The sequence below is a fragment of the Citrobacter sp. Cb080 genome, from assembly GCF_030334745.1.
GTDB classification, from domain to species: Bacteria; Pseudomonadota; Gammaproteobacteria; order Enterobacterales; family Enterobacteriaceae; genus Citrobacter; species Citrobacter braakii.
In genome coordinates this window covers 113681-132014 of record NZ_JAOWDG010000084.1, presented here as the reverse complement: position 1 = coordinate 132014, position 18334 = coordinate 113681, and the positions used below count along the sequence as shown (strand labels likewise).

The 18334-nt window shown below is 52.8% G+C and carries 13 protein-coding genes and 1 riboswitch; of the genes, 8 read left to right on the top strand and 5 right to left on the bottom strand.

The features are described 5' to 3' along the window. Nucleotides 1-7: 7 nt before the first annotated feature. Together ppc and argE are read right to left on the bottom strand one after the other, a co-directional pair. Entirely contained in the window at nucleotides 8-2659 is a 2652-nt protein-coding gene (gene ppc / locus OGV38_RS23825) for a phosphoenolpyruvate carboxylase (RefSeq protein ID WP_016157932.1), read from the bottom strand. 343 nt (nucleotides 2660-3002) lie between these two features. Continuing rightward, nucleotides 3003-4154 carry an acetylornithine deacetylase gene (gene argE, locus OGV38_RS23820; protein WP_016155286.1) on the bottom strand — a complete coding sequence of 384 codons (1152 nt, stop codon included), beginning with the start codon at nucleotides 4152-4154 and terminating at the stop codon, nucleotides 3003-3005. Between the two features lie 155 nt (nucleotides 4155-4309). On the opposite strand from argE, the gene argC reads away from it, so the two are divergent. The 3 genes from argC to argH all read left to right on the top strand — a co-directional run bounded on the left by argC (nucleotide 4310) and on the right by argH (nucleotide 7588). Next, entirely contained in the window at nucleotides 4310-5314 is a 1005-nt protein-coding gene (gene argC, locus OGV38_RS23815; protein WP_016155287.1) for an N-acetyl-gamma-glutamyl-phosphate reductase, read from the top strand. A gap of 10 nt (nucleotides 5315-5324) precedes the next feature. Continuing rightward, nucleotides 5325-6098, top strand: coding sequence for an acetylglutamate kinase (gene argB / locus OGV38_RS23810; RefSeq protein WP_269519858.1), 774 nt, complete (start codon nucleotides 5325-5327; stop codon nucleotides 6096-6098). A 116-nt stretch (nucleotides 6099-6214) separates the two neighbouring features. After that, the gene (gene argH, locus OGV38_RS23805; protein ID WP_049040576.1) at nucleotides 6215-7588 is read left to right on the top strand and encodes an argininosuccinate lyase; all 1374 of its coding nucleotides are present in this window, start codon (nucleotides 6215-6217) and stop codon (nucleotides 7586-7588) included. A gap of 56 nt (nucleotides 7589-7644) precedes the next feature. Here the strand turns inward: argH and OGV38_RS23800 are convergent, their stop codons facing one another. Beyond that, the gene (locus OGV38_RS23800; RefSeq protein ID WP_047415545.1) at nucleotides 7645-10089 is read right to left on the bottom strand and encodes a glycosyl hydrolase family 18 protein; all 2445 of its coding nucleotides are present in this window, start codon (nucleotides 10087-10089) and stop codon (nucleotides 7645-7647) included. Nucleotides 10090-10571: 482 nt separating this feature from the next. Here OGV38_RS23800 and oxyR point away from each other — a divergent pair, with 482 nt between their 5' ends. Beyond that, a complete protein-coding gene (gene oxyR / locus OGV38_RS23795) occupies nucleotides 10572-11489 on the top strand; it encodes a DNA-binding transcriptional regulator OxyR (protein WP_003028858.1) in 918 nt (305 codons plus the stop codon). Here oxyR and sthA read toward each other — a convergent pair. Beyond that, the gene (gene sthA, locus OGV38_RS23790; protein WP_016155291.1) at nucleotides 11472-12872 is read right to left on the bottom strand and encodes a Si-specific NAD(P)(+) transhydrogenase; all 1401 of its coding nucleotides are present in this window, start codon (nucleotides 12870-12872) and stop codon (nucleotides 11472-11474) included. The two genes, oxyR and sthA, sit on opposite strands and share 18 nt — an antisense overlap. 191 nt (nucleotides 12873-13063) lie before the next feature. On the opposite strand from sthA, the gene fabR reads away from it, so the two are divergent. Beyond that, complete coding sequence (fabR, locus tag OGV38_RS23785) at nucleotides 13064-13699, top strand: HTH-type transcriptional repressor FabR (RefSeq protein WP_003028862.1); 636 nt, start codon at nucleotides 13064-13066, stop codon at nucleotides 13697-13699. A 15-nt stretch (nucleotides 13700-13714) separates the two neighbouring features. Next, complete coding sequence (locus tag OGV38_RS23780; protein ID WP_016155292.1) at nucleotides 13715-14074, top strand: YijD family membrane protein; 360 nt, start codon at nucleotides 13715-13717, stop codon at nucleotides 14072-14074. Nucleotides 14075-14119: 45 nt separating this feature from the next. Here OGV38_RS23780 and trmA read toward each other — a convergent pair whose 3' ends face one another. Then, the gene (gene trmA, locus OGV38_RS23775) at nucleotides 14120-15220 is read right to left on the bottom strand and encodes a tRNA (uridine(54)-C5)-methyltransferase TrmA (RefSeq protein ID WP_286475250.1); all 1101 of its coding nucleotides are present in this window, start codon (nucleotides 15218-15220) and stop codon (nucleotides 14120-14122) included. A 115-nt stretch (nucleotides 15221-15335) separates the two neighbouring features. Then, nucleotides 15336-15522, top strand: a riboswitch (cobalamin riboswitch). Between the two features lie 64 nt (nucleotides 15523-15586). On the opposite strand from trmA, the gene btuB reads away from it, so the two are divergent. Both btuB and murI read left to right on the top strand, forming a co-directional pair. Continuing rightward, a complete protein-coding gene (btuB, locus tag OGV38_RS23770) occupies nucleotides 15587-17425 on the top strand; it encodes a TonB-dependent vitamin B12 receptor BtuB (protein WP_016157937.1) in 1839 nt (612 codons plus the stop codon). Further along, the gene (gene murI / locus OGV38_RS23765) at nucleotides 17370-18221 is read left to right on the top strand and encodes a glutamate racemase (RefSeq protein WP_046276418.1); all 852 of its coding nucleotides are present in this window, start codon (nucleotides 17370-17372) and stop codon (nucleotides 18219-18221) included. The genes btuB and murI overlap by 56 nt, the downstream gene beginning before the upstream one ends. Nucleotides 18222-18334 lie beyond the last annotated feature (113 nt).

The window sequence follows — 18334 nt, the reverse complement described above, 5'->3', positions numbered from 1 at the left end:
GGGGACGTTAGCCTGTATTACGCATGCCGGCTGCGACACCAGCGATTGTCACCATCAGCGCTTGTTCAACGCGCGGATCCGGTGCATTGCCTTGCTCTTCTGCCAGGCGTGAGCGGTGTAACAGCTCAGCCTGTAAGACATTCAGCGGGTCAGTATAAATATTTCTTAACTGAATGGACTCGGCAATCCACGGCAGGTCGGCCATCAAATGTGAGTCGTTGGCAATCGCCAGCACGACATCGATATCGGCTTCCAGGCGCTGACGCAGCTCTTCACCCAGCGGCCACAGCTCTTTTTTGACCAGGCGCTGATCGTAGTATTCTGCCAGCCACAGGTCTGCTTTGGCGAAAACCATTTCCAGCATGCCAAGACGTGTGGAGAAGAATGGCCAGTCGCGGCACATTGCTTCGAGTTCGCTTTGCTTACCGTCTTCAACCACTTTTTGCAGTGCGGTGCCTGCACCCAGCCACGCCGGGAGCATCAGGCGGTTCTGCGTCCAGGCAAAGATCCACGGAATGGCGCGCAGAGACTCTACCCCGCCGGTTGGGCGACGTTTTGCCGGACGTGAACCGAGCGGTAATTTACCCAGTTCCTGCTCTGGCGTTGCGGAGCGGAAGTAGGGGACGAAGTCTTTGTTTTCACGCACATATCCACGATAGAGCTCACAGGAAATATCGGAAAGCTCATCCATGATATGACGCCAGTTATCTTTCGGCTCTGGCGGCGGTAACAGGTTGGCTTCCAGAATTGCTGCGGTATACAGCGACAGGCTGCTGATGGTCACTTCCGGCAGGCCGTACTTAAAGCGGATCATCTCCCCTTGTTCTGTCACGCGCAGACCGCCTTTCAGGCTGCCTGGTGGTTGAGAAAGCAGCGCCGCATGCGCAGGCGCGCCACCGCGACCAATGGAGCCACCGCGACCGTGGAACAGCGTCAGTTCGATACCGGCTTTTTCGCAGGTTTTGATCAACGCGTCCTGCGCCTGATATTGCGCCCAGGAGGCCGCCATCACGCCTGCATCTTTTGCGGAGTCAGAGTAGCCAATCATGACCATCTGTTTGCCCTGAATAAAGCCACGGTACCAGTCAATGTTCAGGAGTTGGGACATGACGTCATCGGCGTTGTTGAGGTCGTCCAGCGTTTCAAACAGCGGGGCAACCGGCATAGCAAAACCGATACCGGCTTCTTTCAGTAGCAGATGTACGGCCAGTACATCCGATGGCGTTTTCGCCATTGAGATAACATAGGCGGCAATAGAGCCATACGGGGCTTCGGCAATGACCCGGCAGGTGTCGAGCACTTCGCGGGTGTCGTTGCTCGGCTCCCAGTTACGTGGGAGCAGCGGACGCTTGGAGTTCAGCTCGCGGATCAGGAAAGCCTGTTTATCCGCTTCCGACCAGTTTTCGTAGTCGCCAATGCCCAGATAACGGGTCAGTTCGCCAAGGGCTTCAGTGTGACGGGTGCTTTCCTGACGAATATCAATACGTACCAGCGGTACGCCGAAACATTTCACGCGGCGTAGGGTGTCGAGCAATTCGCCATTGGCGATAATGCCCATGCCACAGGCCTGCAGAGACTGATAGCACGCATATAGCGGGTCCCAGAGCTGTTCGTTTTGGGTGAGAAGTCCCGCAGGTTTCGGTAATTTCTCGCCTTTCAGACGGGCTTCCAGCCAGGCCTGGGTTGCCATCAGACGTGAACGCAGGGTTTTCATCAGATAACGGTAAGGTTCTGCTGCGCCTTCTTCGCCCACCAGCGCCAACAGTTCCGGTGTAGCATCCACCATCGACAGCTCAGAAATCAGAAACTGAATGTCTTTCAGGAACAGATCGGTCGCTTTCCAGCGGCTCAGTAGCAGCACGTGACGGGTGATATCCGCCGTTACGTTCGGGTTGCCATCGCGGTCGCCGCCCATCCAGGAGGTAAAGCGAACCGGGACAAAATCAACGGGCAGCTTATAGCCCAGATGCTCTTCCAGTTGTTCGTTCAGCTCGCGCAGATAATTTGGTACGCCTTCCCACAGGCTATTTTCAACCACCGCGAAGCCCCATTTGGCTTCATCAACCGGGCTTGGGCGCAGCTTGCGGATTTCATCCGTATGCCAGGACTGGGCAATTAACTGGCGCAGACGGCGCATCAGCTGATGGCGCTCGTAATCGACGAGGTCTTTGTTATCAAGTTGCTTGAGACAGGCGTTCACTTCACCCATTTTATGGATCAGCGTACGGCGGGTGATCTCGGTTGGGTGGGCGGTGAGAACCAGCTCCAGGGAGAGAGATTCGACGGCTTTTTTGATGGTGGCTTCATCGAGGTTGGGCTGCTCTTTCAGTTTACGCAGAGTGCGAGCAATCACTTCCGGGTTGCTGGCTGCTTCGCCTTTTGGCGAAATGCTGTGGTACTGCTCGGCGGTGTTGGCCAGGTTCAGAAACTGGCTAAACGCGCGGGCAACCGGCAGCAGCTCGTCGTTAGACAGGTTTTGCAGCGTAGTGAGCAGCTCCTGGCGATTGACTTCATTGCCGGCGCGGGATGATTTGGACAACTTACGGATTGTTTCTACGCGGTCAAGAATGTTCTCTCCCAGCGCATCCTTGATGGTCTCCCCCAGCACTTTGCCGAGCATACTGACATTACTACGCAACGCGGAATATTGTTCGTTCATATTAACCCAGACACCCCATCTTTAATTTATGCGTCCTGTATCTTTCGCGCGACATCGGCGTTGGCTGCGCTTGCCCATCTGGTCACTTACTTATGTAAGCTCCTTGTATGAGCTCGCTTGCCGCCTTGCTGTGACACGAAATCTCTCGGACTTTGTATGTTAGCCGTCTTTTATAAAGCCACGTAAAAGTCGTGACGTCAATTGCTGCGAAATCGGTTCAGCAAACGAAAAAATGACGGGAATTTACGTTATTTAATTCACATCGAATCAAATAAGCTTTGCTTATGGAAATGTTAATAAATTACCTCGCTTACCACTAAAGGGTTAGCGAGGCGATAAGCGGTTAATGCCAGCAGAAATGATGCACAACCTGGGTGATCAATTCGCGGGTTGGCTTAATAAAACGAGTTTCCAGATACTCATCCGGCTGATGCGCCTGATTAATGGAGCCAGGCCCTAACACCAGCGTCGGGCAAAGCGTCTGGATAAACGGCGCTTCGGTGCAGTAGTTCACCACCTCAGTCTGTGCGCCCAGCAGTTTCTCAACCACTTGTACCAGTTGATGATCCGGTGGGCACTCATAGCCTGGAATTGGCGGATGCAGCTCCGACACCGTCAGGCGACCCGGCCAGCGCTCGCTGACCGGGGCCAGCGCGTCGTTAAGTAAGCCATTGAGATCGTTAAGCGTCATGCCGGGCAGTGGGCGAATATCCATATGCAGCTCGCAGCAGGCGCAGATTCGGTTAGCAGCGTCGCCGCCGTGGATGTGACCCAAATTTAACGTCGGATACGGGACGGTAAAAGCATCATGGTGATAGCGCTCTTTCAGGTCATCGCGCAGATTCATGATATGGCCGATGGCATCATGCATCAGTTCAATGGCATTCACGCCACGAGCCGGATCGCTCGAGTGACCCGATTGTCCCAAAATGCGAATCGCATTAGAGATATGACCTTTGTGCGCGCGGACAGGTTGCAAAGAAGTGGGTTCGCCAATGATCGCGCAGTCCGGGCGTAAAGCGGTGGTTTCAGAGAAATAACGCGCTCCCGCCATGCTGGTCTCTTCATCGGCAGTGGCCAGAATGTACAGGGGCTTTTTCAGTTGAGTGACGTCGACGTCACGCAGCGCGTCGAGGATAAAGGCGAAGAAGCCTTTCATATCTGCCGTACCCAAACCGTAGAGCTTATTGTCATGCTCGGTCAGGGTGAACGGATCGCGCGTCCAGCGTCCGTCGTCAAAGGGGACGGTATCGGTATGGCCCGCCAACAACAAACCACCGGCTCCCTGTCCAATGCTTGCCAGCATATTGAATTTATTGCGCGTGTCGGGAACCGGCTGGACCTCCACATTAAAGCCTAAATCTTTGAACCAGCCCGCCAGCAGAGTGATTAAACCTGCATTACTTTGGTCGAGCGCTTCTTCGGTGGCGCTAATCGACGGCATGGCAATCAGAGCGCGGTATATCTCGATAAATGGCGGTAAATTGTTTTTCATTGTTGACACACCTCGGGTCATGATAGTATCAATATTCATGCAGTATTTGTGAATAAAAATACATTAACGTTGAGCGTAATAAAACCCACCAAGTGTAAGGTGAGGTGATAAAGGCTTATATCTGGCAACAGAATCTAAGAAGGTGAGCAGCCCCGATGTTGAATACGCTGATTGTGGGCGCCAGTGGCTATGCCGGCGCAGAGCTTGTGACCTATGTAAATCGCCATCCTGATATGACCATAACCGCTTTGACCGTCTCAGCGCAAAGCAATGATGCAGGAAAATTAATCTCCGATTTGCATCCGCAGTTGAAAGGCATTGTCGATTTACCGTTACAGCCAATGTCAGATATCAGCGAGTTTAGCGCAGGGGTGGACGTTGTGTTCCTCGCAACGGCACATGAGGTGAGCCATGACCTGGCCCCGCAGTTTTTGCAGGCCGGATGCGTGGTGTTTGACCTCTCGGGCGCGTTTCGCGTAAACGACGGCGCGTTCTATGAAAAATATTACGGCTTTACCCATCAGCATCCCGACCTGCTGGAGCAGGCGGTTTATGGACTGGCGGAGTGGAGCGCAGACCAACTGAAAGACGCGAATCTGATTGCCGTGCCGGGTTGCTACCCGACGGCGGCACAGCTGTCGCTGAAACCACTGATTGATGCCGGGCTGCTGGATCTCAGCCAGTGGCCGGTAATTAACGCCACCAGCGGCGTGAGCGGCGCGGGACGTAAGGCGGCTATTTCCAACAGCTTTTGTGAGGTGAGCCTGCAGCCGTATGGCGTGTTTACCCATCGCCATCAGCCGGAAATCGCTACTCACCTTGGTGCGGAGGTGATCTTCACCCCGCATCTGGGCAACTTCCCGCGCGGAATTCTGGAAACCATCACCTGCCGTTTGCAAGCGGGCGTAACCCATGCGCAAGTGGCTCAAACGTTGCAACAGGCGTATGGCGATAAGCCACTGGTGCGTCTGTATGACAAAGGCGTTCCGGCGCTGAAGAACGTGGTTGGCTTACCGTTCTGTGATATCGGGTTTGCCGTACAGGGTGAGCACCTGATCGTGGTGGCAACTGAAGACAACTTATTGAAAGGCGCGGCGGCACAGGCGATGCAGTGCGCAAATATTCGTTTTGGCTTTGCTGAAACGCAGTCTCTTATTTAAGGGTGCAACGATGAATCCATTAATTATCAAGCTGGGCGGCGTTTTACTGGATAGCGAAGAGGCGCTGGAGCGTCTGTTTACCGCACTGGTGAATTATCGTGAGTCGCACCAGCGACCGCTGGTCATTGTGCACGGTGGCGGCTGCGTGGTTGACGATCTTATGAAGCAGCTGAACCTGCCGGTGAAAAAGAAAAATGGTCTGCGCGTCACGCCAGCCGATCAAATTGACATTATTACCGGTGCCCTGGCGGGAACAGCGAATAAAACCTTACTGTCCTGGGCGAAAAAGCACCACATCGCATCCGTGGGTCTGTATCTTGGTGATGGCGATAGCGTAAAAGTGACGCCGCTCGATAAAGCGCTGGGTCATGTTGGACTGACGCAGCCGGGTTCGCCTAAGCTGATTAACACACTGCTGGAAGGCGGTTTTCTGCCGGTAGTTAGCTCCATTGGCGTTACTGAAGACGGACTGCTGATGAACGTTAATGCCGATCAGGCGGCAACGGCGCTGGCGGCAACGCTGGGTGCGGATCTGATCCTGCTCTCTGACGTAAGCGGTATTCTGGATGGTAAAGGCCAGCGTATTGCCGAAATGACCGCCGCGAAAGCGGAACAACTGATTGAACAAGGTATTATTACTGACGGCATGATCGTGAAGGTCAATGCGGCGCTGGATGCCGCGCGCACGCTGGGTCGCCCTGTGGATATTGCCTCCTGGCGTCATGCCGAGCAACTTCCGGCGCTGTTTAACGGCATGCCAATTGGCACGCGGATTTTAGCGTAAACTATTTTGTACCCGATGGCGGTTACGCCTTATCGGGCCTACGTGAACCGAACCTGTACGCCGGATAAGCTAAGCGCCATCCGGCGTTGAAATTCAAGATATTAAGGAAGCAAGTTATGGCACTTTGGGGTGGGCGTTTTACACAGGCAGCAGATCAGCGGTTCAAACAGTTCAACGACTCGTTGCGTTTTGACTACCGCCTGGCAGAACAGGATATTGTCGGCTCTGTGGCCTGGTCTAAAGCGCTGGTAACGGTCGGCGTACTGACCGCCGATGAACAGCTGCAATTGGAAGAGGCGCTGAACACTCTGTTGGAAGAGGTTCGCGTTAATCCGCAGCAGATCCTGCAAAGCGATGCCGAAGATATTCATAGCTGGGTGGAAGGTAAGCTGATTGATAAAGTCGGCCAGCTTGGTAAAAAACTGCATACCGGACGTAGCCGTAATGACCAGGTCGCGACCGATCTTAAACTGTGGTGTAAAGACACGGTTATTGAATTACTGTCGGCCAACCGTCAGCTGCAAAGTGCGCTGGTGGTGACGGCAGAGAATAACCAGGACGCCGTTATGCCGGGTTACACCCACCTGCAACGTGCGCAGCCGGTGACGTTTGCTCATTGGTGTCTGGCCTATGTCGAAATGTTGGCGCGTGACGAGAGCCGTCTGCAGGATTCGCTCAAGCGTCTGGACGTCAGTCCACTGGGTTGCGGCGCGCTGGCGGGTACGGCGTATGAAATCGATCGCGAGCAGTTGGCCGGTTGGCTGGGCTTTGCCTCGGCGACGCGTAACAGTCTGGACAGTGTTTCTGACCGTGACCACGTGTTGGAGTTACTCTCCAACGCTTCTATCGGCATGGTGCACCTGTCGCGTTTTGCTGAAGACCTGATTTTCTTTAATACCGGCGAAGCGGGCTTTGTCGAGCTGTCCGATCGTGTAACTTCGGGTTCATCTCTGATGCCGCAGAAGAAAAACCCGGATGCGCTGGAGCTGATCCGTGGCAAATGCGGTCGCGTGCAGGGTGCGCTGACCGGCATGATGATGACCTTAAAAGGTCTCCCGTTGGCGTACAACAAAGATATGCAGGAAGACAAAGAAGGGCTGTTCGATGCGCTCGACACCTGGCTGGACTGTCTGCATATGGCTGCGCTGGTACTGGATGGCATTCAGGTGAAACGTCCGCGTTGTCAGGAAGCGGCGCAGCAGGGTTATGCTAACGCCACCGAGTTGGCGGATTATCTGGTAGCAAAAGGCGTCCCGTTCCGCGAAGCACACCATATTGTGGGTGAGACGGTGGTCGAGGCGATTCGTCAGGGCAAACCGCTGGAAGCGCTGTCGCTTGCCGACTTACAAAAGTTCAGTCAGGTGATTGGCGATGACGTTTATCCGATCCTCTCGTTGCAATCGTGCCTGGATAAACGTGCGGCGAAAGGCGGCGTGTCGCCACAGCAGGTGGCGCAGGCGATCGACTACGCGAAGGCGCGGCTGGTGTAAAAAAAAAGAACCCCGTCGCTGTGAGCAGACGGGGTTCTGACTTTATGCGAAAAGGATTATTTCAGCATATCTTTCGTAACAACCAGTTTGGCGACGGTTGCCGGATTCGGTGTAACACGTTCAACGACAATGGTTTCACCTTCGGAGATGTCTCTTTCACCAGACGTTACCGTGGTGATATCTCCCGCTGTTTTGACAGAGCTGTAATAGCAGTTACCGTTGTCACAACTGAAGATGTAGTTACCGTTTTTCGCGTCACCCATCACTTTCACGACCCACGCAGAACCGTTCGCTGCTTTCCAGCCCAGCGCTTTGGCGTCAAAATCAACAACCACATTCGGTACGCCGTTGATTTTTTTAACCGTCAACGATTTCACTTCACCGGCATCCTTGACCGGATTGTTACCTTCCTGCATATCCCTCGTCACAGTGAGCTGTGCCAGGATTTCAGGATTCGGATTGGTACGTTTAACGGTGATCACTTTTCCTGGCGCTAACATGTAGGACATGCCACCGGTCCGTACCGTGCTTTGCGTACCGTAGTTAGAACGGTAGCTGTAGTAGACACTGTTGCCGGAGGTAGAGAAGGCATATTTACCATCCACATCTACCGAGTAACTGTTACTGCCGCTCAGCTTGCTGGTATCGAAATTTACATTGATGCGCTGCTGACCATCAAAAACATCGATATAAACCGCTTTCACATCACCGGCAAGATCGGTAGACGCTTCATCTGCGGAATTGTCATGCGTAAACGGCGCAAATACCTGGCTGTATGCGTACATCGGTGCCTGCTGTGCGGTCATGCCGCTGTGCTCCGGGCTGACCTGCTTCGCCACGCCCGGCTGATCGCGCGTCATCGACCACGCGCCAATCATGCCGAGGTTGCGTTTTTTCGCGTCGTCCATCACCAGTTTCGCATCGGACAGATAGAACACTTCGCCCTGTACATCGTTGTAACCGATCATCGGGGTGGTGCCCATCATGGCGTTGATCTCTTTGTCAGATTTCTCTGGCCAGATTTTCTTCAACTGGGTGAACATGTTGTCGATGGCGGACGTGGCGCATTTACCGTGGATGTTCTGCCCTTCGGTACCGTCTGACTGGCAGACGGCATTACCGTAGTCCATGGTCATTACGTTAATACCAGCCAGCTCAACGCCGACATGGCGCGCATTTTCCAGCACATACAGACCTTCAGCCGTCAGACCGGTCGGCAGAATCGGCAGGGTGTACCAGATACCGACTTTGCGACCTTCCTCTTTCCACTGAGCCTGAACCTCTTTTACTGCCTGGTTGCGGCGATCGATGGAATCCTGATCGGCCACCCATGTGCCTTCGATGTCAAAATCCAGCACGTTCAGGTTCAGGTTATCAACAATGTCGTAGTAGAGTTTTTGCAGATCTTTCACATTCTTACAGGCAGCCGCCAGCGGGGAGTTATTCGCTCCGCCAATGGAAACCATCACATCGCCACCGGCTTCACGCAGCGCTTTTATTTTACTGTACTGTGAGTAATCCTGCAGATTATAGGCCGTACCCCAGGTTGGGATGCACTGCTCGCCACTTTTCGCGACGACAAACGCCATGGTGAAGTGGGTAATGTTTTGCTCTTTCGCCAGTTTCGCCAGATCCGGAATGCTGTTCAGGCTAAAGTCGACGTATGGTGCATAAACGTGGGCAGGCCACGGATTCTTCGGCGTCCCTACGCGCTCTTTGGTGCCAGTCCAGTTGGTATAAATTGCCCATGGGTTTTTATCATACGGCATAACGCCTTTGACTTTCGTCTGAGCGACAAAAGGCGTTCCTTTGTACACCGCCAGTTTGCCGGGTTCGTAAAACGCAATGGAATTGATCTGTGGGGCATTCTTAAATTGTTCCTGGGTGAATTCGACCGTTGGGCCTAACGGTTTCCACGGACGGCCATTGGTGCCGGTCGGGTTCTGGTTACCTGCAATAGAAGGGTTTTCGCCAACGGTATAGTACAGTGCTTCATAAGACTGGCCGTCAACTTTGACCTCGTCCCCTTTGTTGTAAACCTGGCTGGAACGCCAGTCGGGTACTGGCGTATAGAGTTTCCACGGATTGTCGGCACCTGGGGTGAAGGAATAAGCCGGAATGGGCCTGGACGCTTCATATGTCACATCCTGATAAGCGACAATATCATCTTTGGCATAATCTTTTTCGGCGCTGAATGCGTCGTGGGCAACAGGCGTGGCGCTCCCGGATTCACAAGTGGTTGGGTTGCCATATTGATCGATTTCCGCTTTTGTGGCATCGCGCACATAACTCCACGGATTATCCCAGTTTTCAGCTGACGCGCCCTGTGGGCAATTATCGGCATTTACATACCAGCGGTTACTATAAACTTTACTGTCAAAAATAACTTCAATGGTGTTTCCACCTGCCTGACCGCTCCAGGCTTCCAGAGCGAATGCGTTTGCGGCGCACGACATCAGGCCTGCCGCGAGAAAATATCGCGAAATAGTATTGAGTTTCATAAAAGATTCCATTCGATAAATATTAGAAAAATATGGGTGAATGTACTCTAAATAATTAGAGTGGCGAAGAAACGAGTGTTCTTGCGATTTGCCATATATTGAATATCGCGCGGTTATTATTTATGAACCTGACAGGGCGTCAAATATATAAATGATACAAAATGTTTTTGATTATTTTAATTTAATATGGTTTTAATTTAAATAATCGGATGAGAATATGTAATTTATATTTTGTATATATTTTTTTGAATGTATTCGCGCCGGGCGCAAAAAAAATGCGGACTCAAGGTCCGCAAAAGTTCACGTTGGCTTTAGTTATTTCGAGTATGAGAGAAACTCTCAAAACGGACAGTAGCTTCAAGGGTTAAAGGGGTACCGTTCCGTTTCTGTGGTGCATTATTAAACAGAAAGCTTGATAGGGATAATCGTTCGTTGCTATTCTACCTATCGCTACGAACTATCGTGGCGATGGAGGATGAATAATGAATATTCGTGATCTTGAATACCTGGTGGCGCTAGCCGAACATCGTCACTTCCGACGAGCGGCAGACTCCTGTCACGTTAGTCAGCCAACGCTGAGCGGGCAGATCCGCAAGCTGGAAGATGAGCTTGGCGTCATGCTGCTGGAGCGTACGAGTCGCAAAGTACTGTTCACTCAGGCAGGTTTACTGCTGGTGGATCAGGCGCGCACCGTGCTGCGCGAGGTCAAAGTGCTCAAGGAGATGGCAAGCCAACAAGGCGAGACAATGTCTGGACCGCTGCATATTGGTTTGATCCCAACGGTGGGGCCATACCTGCTGCCGCATATTATTCCTATGTTGCACCAGACCTTCCCAAAACTGGAAATGTATCTCCATGAGGCGCAGACGCATCAGCTGTTGGCGCAACTGGATAGCGGTAAGCTCGACTGCGTCATTCTGGCGCTGGTGAAAGAGAGTGAGGCGTTCATCGAAGTACCGTTATTTGATGAGCCTATGCTGCTGGCGATCTATGAAGATCACCCATGGGCAAACCGCGACTGTGTGCCGATGTCCGATCTGGCGGGTGAGAAACTGCTGATGCTAGAGGATGGCCACTGCCTGCGCGATCAGGCGATGGGCTTCTGCTTTGAAGCGGGTGCTGATGAGGATACCCATTTCCGGGCGACCAGTCTGGAAACGCTGCGTAACATGGTGGCGGCAGGTAGCGGTATTACCTTACTGCCCGCGCTGGCCGTGCCGCCGGAGCGTAAGCGTGATGGCGTTGTCTATTTGCCCTGCATCAAGCCAGAACCGCGCCGTACGATTGGCCTGGTGTATCGTCCAGGTTCGCCGCTGCGCAGCCGTTATGAACAGCTGGCAGAAGCCATCCGTGGGTCAATGGATGGCCATTTCGACAGTGCGTTAAAACAGGCGGTTTAAGCCATTTAGCGCTGCTACCCGATAGGCTTCCGCCATGGTTGGGTAGTTAAAGGTGGTGTTAACGAAGTATTCGATGGTGTTACCACCACCTTTTTGCTCCATTATCGCCTGACCGATGTGAATAATTTCGGCCGCGCGTTCCCCAAAGCAGTGGATCCCCAGAATCTCTTTCGTTTCGCGATGGAACAGGATCTTCAGCGTTCCGACACTCATACCCACGATTTGCGCACGTGCCAGATGTTTAAACTGGGCGCGGCCAACCTCGTATGGAACTTTCATGGCCGTGAGCTGCTGCTCGGTTTTACCGACGGAGCTGATTTCCGGAATGGTATAAATCCCGGTCGGGATATCTTCGATCAGATGCGCGGTAGCTTCGCCTTTTACCAATGCCTGGGCGGCAATGCGTCCCTGATCGTAGGCCGCCGATGCCAGACTCGGATAGCCGATCACATCTCCTACGGCATACACGTGCGGCAGCGCCGTCTGGTACATGCTGTTGACCTTCAACTGCCCGCGGCTGTCGGTTTTCAGCCCAATATTTTCCAGCGCCAGCGAATCGGTATTACCGGTACGGCCATTGGCGTACAACAGGCAGTCGGCTTTCAGTTTCTTACCGGATTTCAGATGCATGATGACGCCATCATCGCAACCTTCAATCTTCTCGTACTCTTCGTTGTGGCGAATGACCACACCGCTGTTCCAGAAGTGGTAAGAGAGCGAGTCGGACATCTCTTGATCGAGGAACGCAAGCAGACGATCGCGGGTGTTGATTAAATCGACTTTGACGTCCATTCCACGGAAGATCGACGCATATTCGCAGCCAATTACTCCCGCGCCATAAATCAAAACATGGCGGGGTTCATGGTGCAGGCTCAGGATAGAGTCGCTGTCATAAACCCGGGGATGGGAAAAGTCGACATCCACCGGATGATAGGGGCGTGAACCACAGGCGATGATGAACTTATCCGCGGTCAGCGTTTCCACCGTGCCGTCGTGGCATTCAAGGGCGAGTGTGTGTTCATCAACAAAACGGGCATTTCCCTGCAAAATTTCACAGTGGTTGCGCTCGTAAAATCCTTGCCGCATACGCGTTTGCTGATTAATAACGTTATCAGCGTGGTTGAGAATATCGGCGAAAGAAGAGCGAAGGAGTCGGGAGTGGTCGCTGTAAAGTGGGTTCTGATTGAATTCAATAATACGGCTGACGGCGTGGCGGAGGGCTTTCGACGGGATGGTCCCCCAGTGGGTACAGCCTCCGCCGACGTTATGATAGCGCTCAATCACCGCGACGCGCGCTCCTTGCTTAACCAGACCCATTGCAGCGCCTTCGCCGCCGGGACCGGAACCTATTACTATTGCATCGTAATCGTAGGAATGTGACATGGTCAGGCTTACCTGTTCTTATACATAAAAGCAACAGAATAGTAACATCGTTGTCGGGATAACCCAATTATCGTTGTGCTTTTTTGCGAACTCGAAGCACAAACTGCGCGTAAACAATCATTCACAAAGCCATGCCAACCGCCTAATCTCTGGTATAGTGCCAGCAAGGTATGTGGAAGGATTCAGACATCGTGATGGGCGTTAGAGCGCAACAAAAAGAAAAAACCCGGCGTTCGCTGGTAGAAGCCGCATTTAGTCAACTCAGCGCTGAGCGTAGTTTTGCCAGCCTCAGTTTACGCGAAGTCGCTCGTGAAGCGGGCATTGCGCCAACCTCGTTTTATCGCCATTTCCGCGATGTGGATGAACTCGGCCTGACGATGGTGGATGAGAGTGGTTTGATGCTGCGTCAGTTGATGCGTCAGGCGCGTCAGCGTATCGCGAAGGGCGGGAGTGTGATCCGCACCTCGGTCTCAACATTTATGGAGTTCATCGGCAACAATCCCAACGCCTTCCGTTTATTATTGCGCGAGCGTTCGGGAACCTCCGCGGCGTTTCGCGCAGCGGTTGCTCGTGAAATTCAGCACTTCATTGCGGAACTTGCGGACTATCTCGAACTCGAAAACCATATGCCTCGTGCGTTTACTGAAGCGCAGGCCGAAGCCATGGTCACCATTGTGTTCAGCGCCGGGGCAGAAGCACTGGATGTTGGCGCCGAGCAGCGTCGACAGCTGGAAGAACGGCTGGTATTGCAACTGCGCATGATCGCGAAGGGCGCATTTTATTGGTACCGCCGTGAACAAGAGAAGATGACGCATCACTCCGAGTAACGAGAAGGACGAGCAATGAAACAGTCAGGTCAAGATAAAGGTACGCTGCTGCTGGCGCTGGTTGCTGGCTTATCGATCAATGGCACATTTGCGGCGCTGTTTAGCTCCATTGTGCCATTCTCAGTATTCCCAATTATTTCGCTGGTGCTGACGGTTTATTGTCTGCATCAACGCTATCAAAACCGCACCATGCCTGTGGGGTTACCGGGCCTGGCCGCCGCCTGTTTTATTCTCGGCGTTCTGTTGTACAGCACTGTGGTACGCGCTGAATATCCAGATATTGGCTCTAACTTCTTCCCGGCGGTTCTGTCAGTGATTCTGGTGTTCTGGATCGGCTTTAAAGTGCGTAACCGTAGACAGGAAATCGTGGAGTAATATTTGTAGGCCGGGCAAGCGAAGCGCCCCCGGCCAGGACATCATTTACTTGGCGGTCAGTAATACTCCGCACTCCATATGGTGCGTATACGGGAACTGATCGAACAGAGCCAGGCGTGAAACATTGTGCGTCTGGCTTAACGTTTCCAGGTTCTTACACAATGTCTCCGGGTTACAGGAGATGTACAGAATTCGCGGGTACGCCTGCACCATTTTCTCTGTTTCGCTGTCCAGACCGCTGCGCGGTGGGTCAACGAAAATGGTTTCACACTGGTAACTCTTCAGATCGATTCCCTGCAAACGGTTGAACTCACGAATCCCGTTCATTGCCTGAGTAAACTCTTCGGCCGCCATGCGGATAATTTGTACGTTATCAATATGGTTAGCCGCTATGTTGTATTGCGCAGCAGCCACGGACGGCTTAGCGATTTCAGTGGCCAGCACGCGGTTGAAGTTTTGTGCGAGGGCTAACGAGAAATTGCCATTGCCGCAGTACAGCTCAAGCAGGTCGCCTTTTGATCCCCTGGTGACATCAATCGCCCATTCCAGCATCTGAATATTCATGGCGGCATTCGGCTGGGTGAAGCTGTTCTCAACCTGGCGGTAGATAATCTCTTTACCCGCAACCGGCAAGCGTTCGTCAATGTAATCCTGGTCCAGCTCGATTTTGGTTTTGGTTGCCCGGCCAATCAGATGCACGTTCAGGTTTTGCGCCCGTAACGCATCCCGCAGCGCTTCAGCTTCCTGACGCCATTCATCATCCAGCTTTTTATGGTACAGCATCGATACCACCGCCTGATCGCTCAGGGTAGTGAGGTAATCAATCTGGAACAGTTTGTGGCGCAGGACGTGGTTGTTGCGAACGCCGTCGATCATTGCCGTCATCAGCGTGTTGATAAGCTCGCTGGCCGCCGGGAAACTGTCGACGCGGATACGGCTTTTGGTCTGGCTGTCGAACATGATGTGGTACAGATCATCCCCGTCATGCCACAGACGAAATTCCGCGCGCATACGGTAGTGGCTGACCGGCGAGCGAAACACTTCCGGAGCCTGTGCATAAAATGGCGTCATTAAGCTCTGCAGACGCACTACTTTTTCAGCTAACTGGGCGTCGTACTGTTCTGTCGGAAGGTGTTCGGGGGTCATGATGCGTCCTGAAAAATAAAAGTACGCGGGGATTGTAGGGATTGCTCAACAGATGTCCAGTCATTGATGATTTCCGATATTGTGATGCGCGGTCTGGACACCAGGTTGTAACAAACTGTAGCATCCGTTTTCCGGTCCTGTGAGTTAAAAGGGAATCCAGTGTGAATCTGGAGCTGACGCGCAGCGGTAAGGAAGGTAGGAGATGAGCGCACCTGGTGCAGACACTGCGGCTTGCCGTGGGAAGTCATCATCTCTTTAAGTTGCCTCCAAGCCCGAAGACCTGCCGGCTAACGTCGCATCTGGCTTTCATCATCGCGTACTATCGGTGGGACCTGCGGCATCCTTCTTATATTGTGGAGCTTTACAATGATTAAAAAATCGTTGCTGTGCACGGCGCTGTCCGTCACAGCATTTTCGGGTTGGGCGCAGGACACTAGCCCAGATACTCTCGTCGTCACTGCCAACCGTTTTCAGCAGCCTCGTAGCGCTGTACTTGCCCCTATCACCGTTGTTACACGTCAGGATATCGATCGCTGGCAATCCACTTCCGTCAATGATGTGCTTCGTCGCCTGCCGGGTGTGGATATCGCGCAATACGGTGGTATGGGACAAAATTCGTCTATTTCTATTCGCGGCACCAACGCCAGCCATGTGCTGGTGTTGATTGACGGCGTGCGTCTGAACCTGGCAGGGGTTAGCGGCGCAGCCGATCTTAGCCAGTTCCCCGTCTCGTTAGTGCAACGTATCGAATACATTCGTGGGCCGCGTTCGGCGGTTTATGGTTCTGATGCGATTGGCGGTGTGGTGAATATCATTACCACGCGTGAAAAGCCGGGGACGGAACTCACTGCCGGTGTGGGGAGCAATGGGTATCAGAATTACGATGTCTCAACCCAACAACAGCTTGGCGAAAATACGCGCGTCACATTAATGGGCGATTATGCCTATACCAAAGGTTTTGATGTTGTCGCATACGGTAGCACTGGCTCTCAGGCTCAGCCCGACAAAGACGGTTTCTTAAGTAAGACGCTGTATGGCGCGCTGGAACATAACTTTTCCGATACATGGAGCGGGTTTGTTCGCGGCTACGGCTATGATAACCGAACAGATTATGACGCGTATTATTATCCTGGGACGCCGTTAGTGGATACCCGTCAGCTCTATAGCCAAAGTTGGGATGCCGGGCTGCGCTTTAATGGCGAGCTTATCCAGTCGCAACTGGTTTCCAGCTATAGCCATAGTAAAGATTACAACTATGATCCGGATTATGGTCGCTATGACTCCTCGGCCACACTGGATGATATGAAGCAATATAATGTTCAGTGGTCCAACAGTATGGTGCTTGGTCACGGTAACGTAGGCGCAGGCGTTGACTGGCAAAAGCAAACCACGACGCCTGGCACCGGGTATGTCACGGACGGTTACGATCAGCGTAATACGGGTCTCTACCTGACCGGGTTGCAGCAACTGGGCGACTTTACCTTTGAAGGTGCGGCGCGCAGTGATGATAACTCCGAATTTGGTCGTCATGGCACATGGCAAACCAGTGCCGGATGGGAGTTTTTTGAAGGCTATCGTTTTATTGCGTCCTACGGTACATCTTACAAAGCGCCTAATCTCGGACAGTTGCATGGTTATTACGGTAATTCGAACCTGGATCCTGAGCAAAGTAAGCAATGGGAAGGGGCGTTTGAAGGCTTAACGGCGGGCGTGAACTGGCGTGTATCCGGATATCGTAATGATATTGACGACATGATCGATTACGACCCGCATACCGAGAAATACTTTAACGAAGGTAAAGTTCGTATTAAAGGTGTGGAAGCGACCGCAAACTTTGATACCGGGCCGTTGGCACATACGCTGAGCTACGATTATGTCGATTCGCGCAATGCGATTACGGACAAGCCGCTCGCACGGCGTTCTAAAAACCAGGTGAAGTACCAGCTCGACTGGCAGGTTTATGATTTTGACTGGGGCCTGACGTATCATTACCTGGGAACGCGTTATGACACTGACTACGTAACCTACCAGCCGGTAAAAATGGGTGGGGTTAGCCTGTGGGATCTTGGCGTGTCATATCCAATCACCTCACAGCTGACAGTTCGTGGTAAAATCGCCAACCTGTTCGATAAAGATTACGAGACAGTTTATGGCTACGCAACTGCAGGACGGGAATACACCTTGTCTGGCAGCTACACTTTCTGATCCGCGTCCCACCGTGCTGGTGTTTGATTCCGGCGTCGGTGGGTTGTCGGTCTATGACGAGATCCGGCGTCTTCTGCCGGATCTCCACTATATATACGCTTTCGACAACGTCGCCTTTCCTTATGGAGAGAAGAGCGAGGAGTTTATCGTCGAACGTGTTGTTGAGATTGTGACTGCGGTCCAGCAGCGCTATCCCCTCTCTCTTGCGGTCATCGCGTGTAATACAGCAAGCACGGTATCGCTCCCTGCATTACGTGAGAAATTTGCCTTTCCGGTTGTGGGCGTGGTGCCTGCTATTAAACCGGCGGCGCGACTCACGGCGAATGGTGTGGTGGGACTGCTGGCTACGCGTGCAACGGTGAAGCGTTCATATACCCATGAGTTGATTGCACGGTTTGCTAACGAATGTCAGATAGCGATGCTGGGTTCCGCTGAGCTGGTGGAACTGGCGGAAGCGAAGCTGCACGGTGAAACCATTTCTCTGGAAGAACTGCGTCGTGTCCTGCGCCCTTGGCTGCGGATGTCGGAACCACCTGACACGGTGGTGCTCGGATGCACCCATTTCCCTCTATTACGGGAAGAACTTTTACAGGTCCTGCCCGAGGGGACGCGGCTGGTGGATTCTGGTGCCGCGATTGCGCGTCGTACGGCCTGGTTATTAGAACATGAAGCGCCAGACGCGAAATCAACTGATGAGAATGTCGCATTCTGCATGGCAATGACGGCAGAAGCCGAACAATTATTGCCCGTGCTGCAGCGTTATGGCTTTAAGACGCTCGAAAAACTGGCTGTTTAGGCTGTTTTGGTGGAAAAATAAGCACTCGGAAGATTATTTTAAATTTCCCCTTGTCAGCCTGAAATAACTCCCTATAATGCGCCTCCACTGACACGGAACAACGGATTACAAAC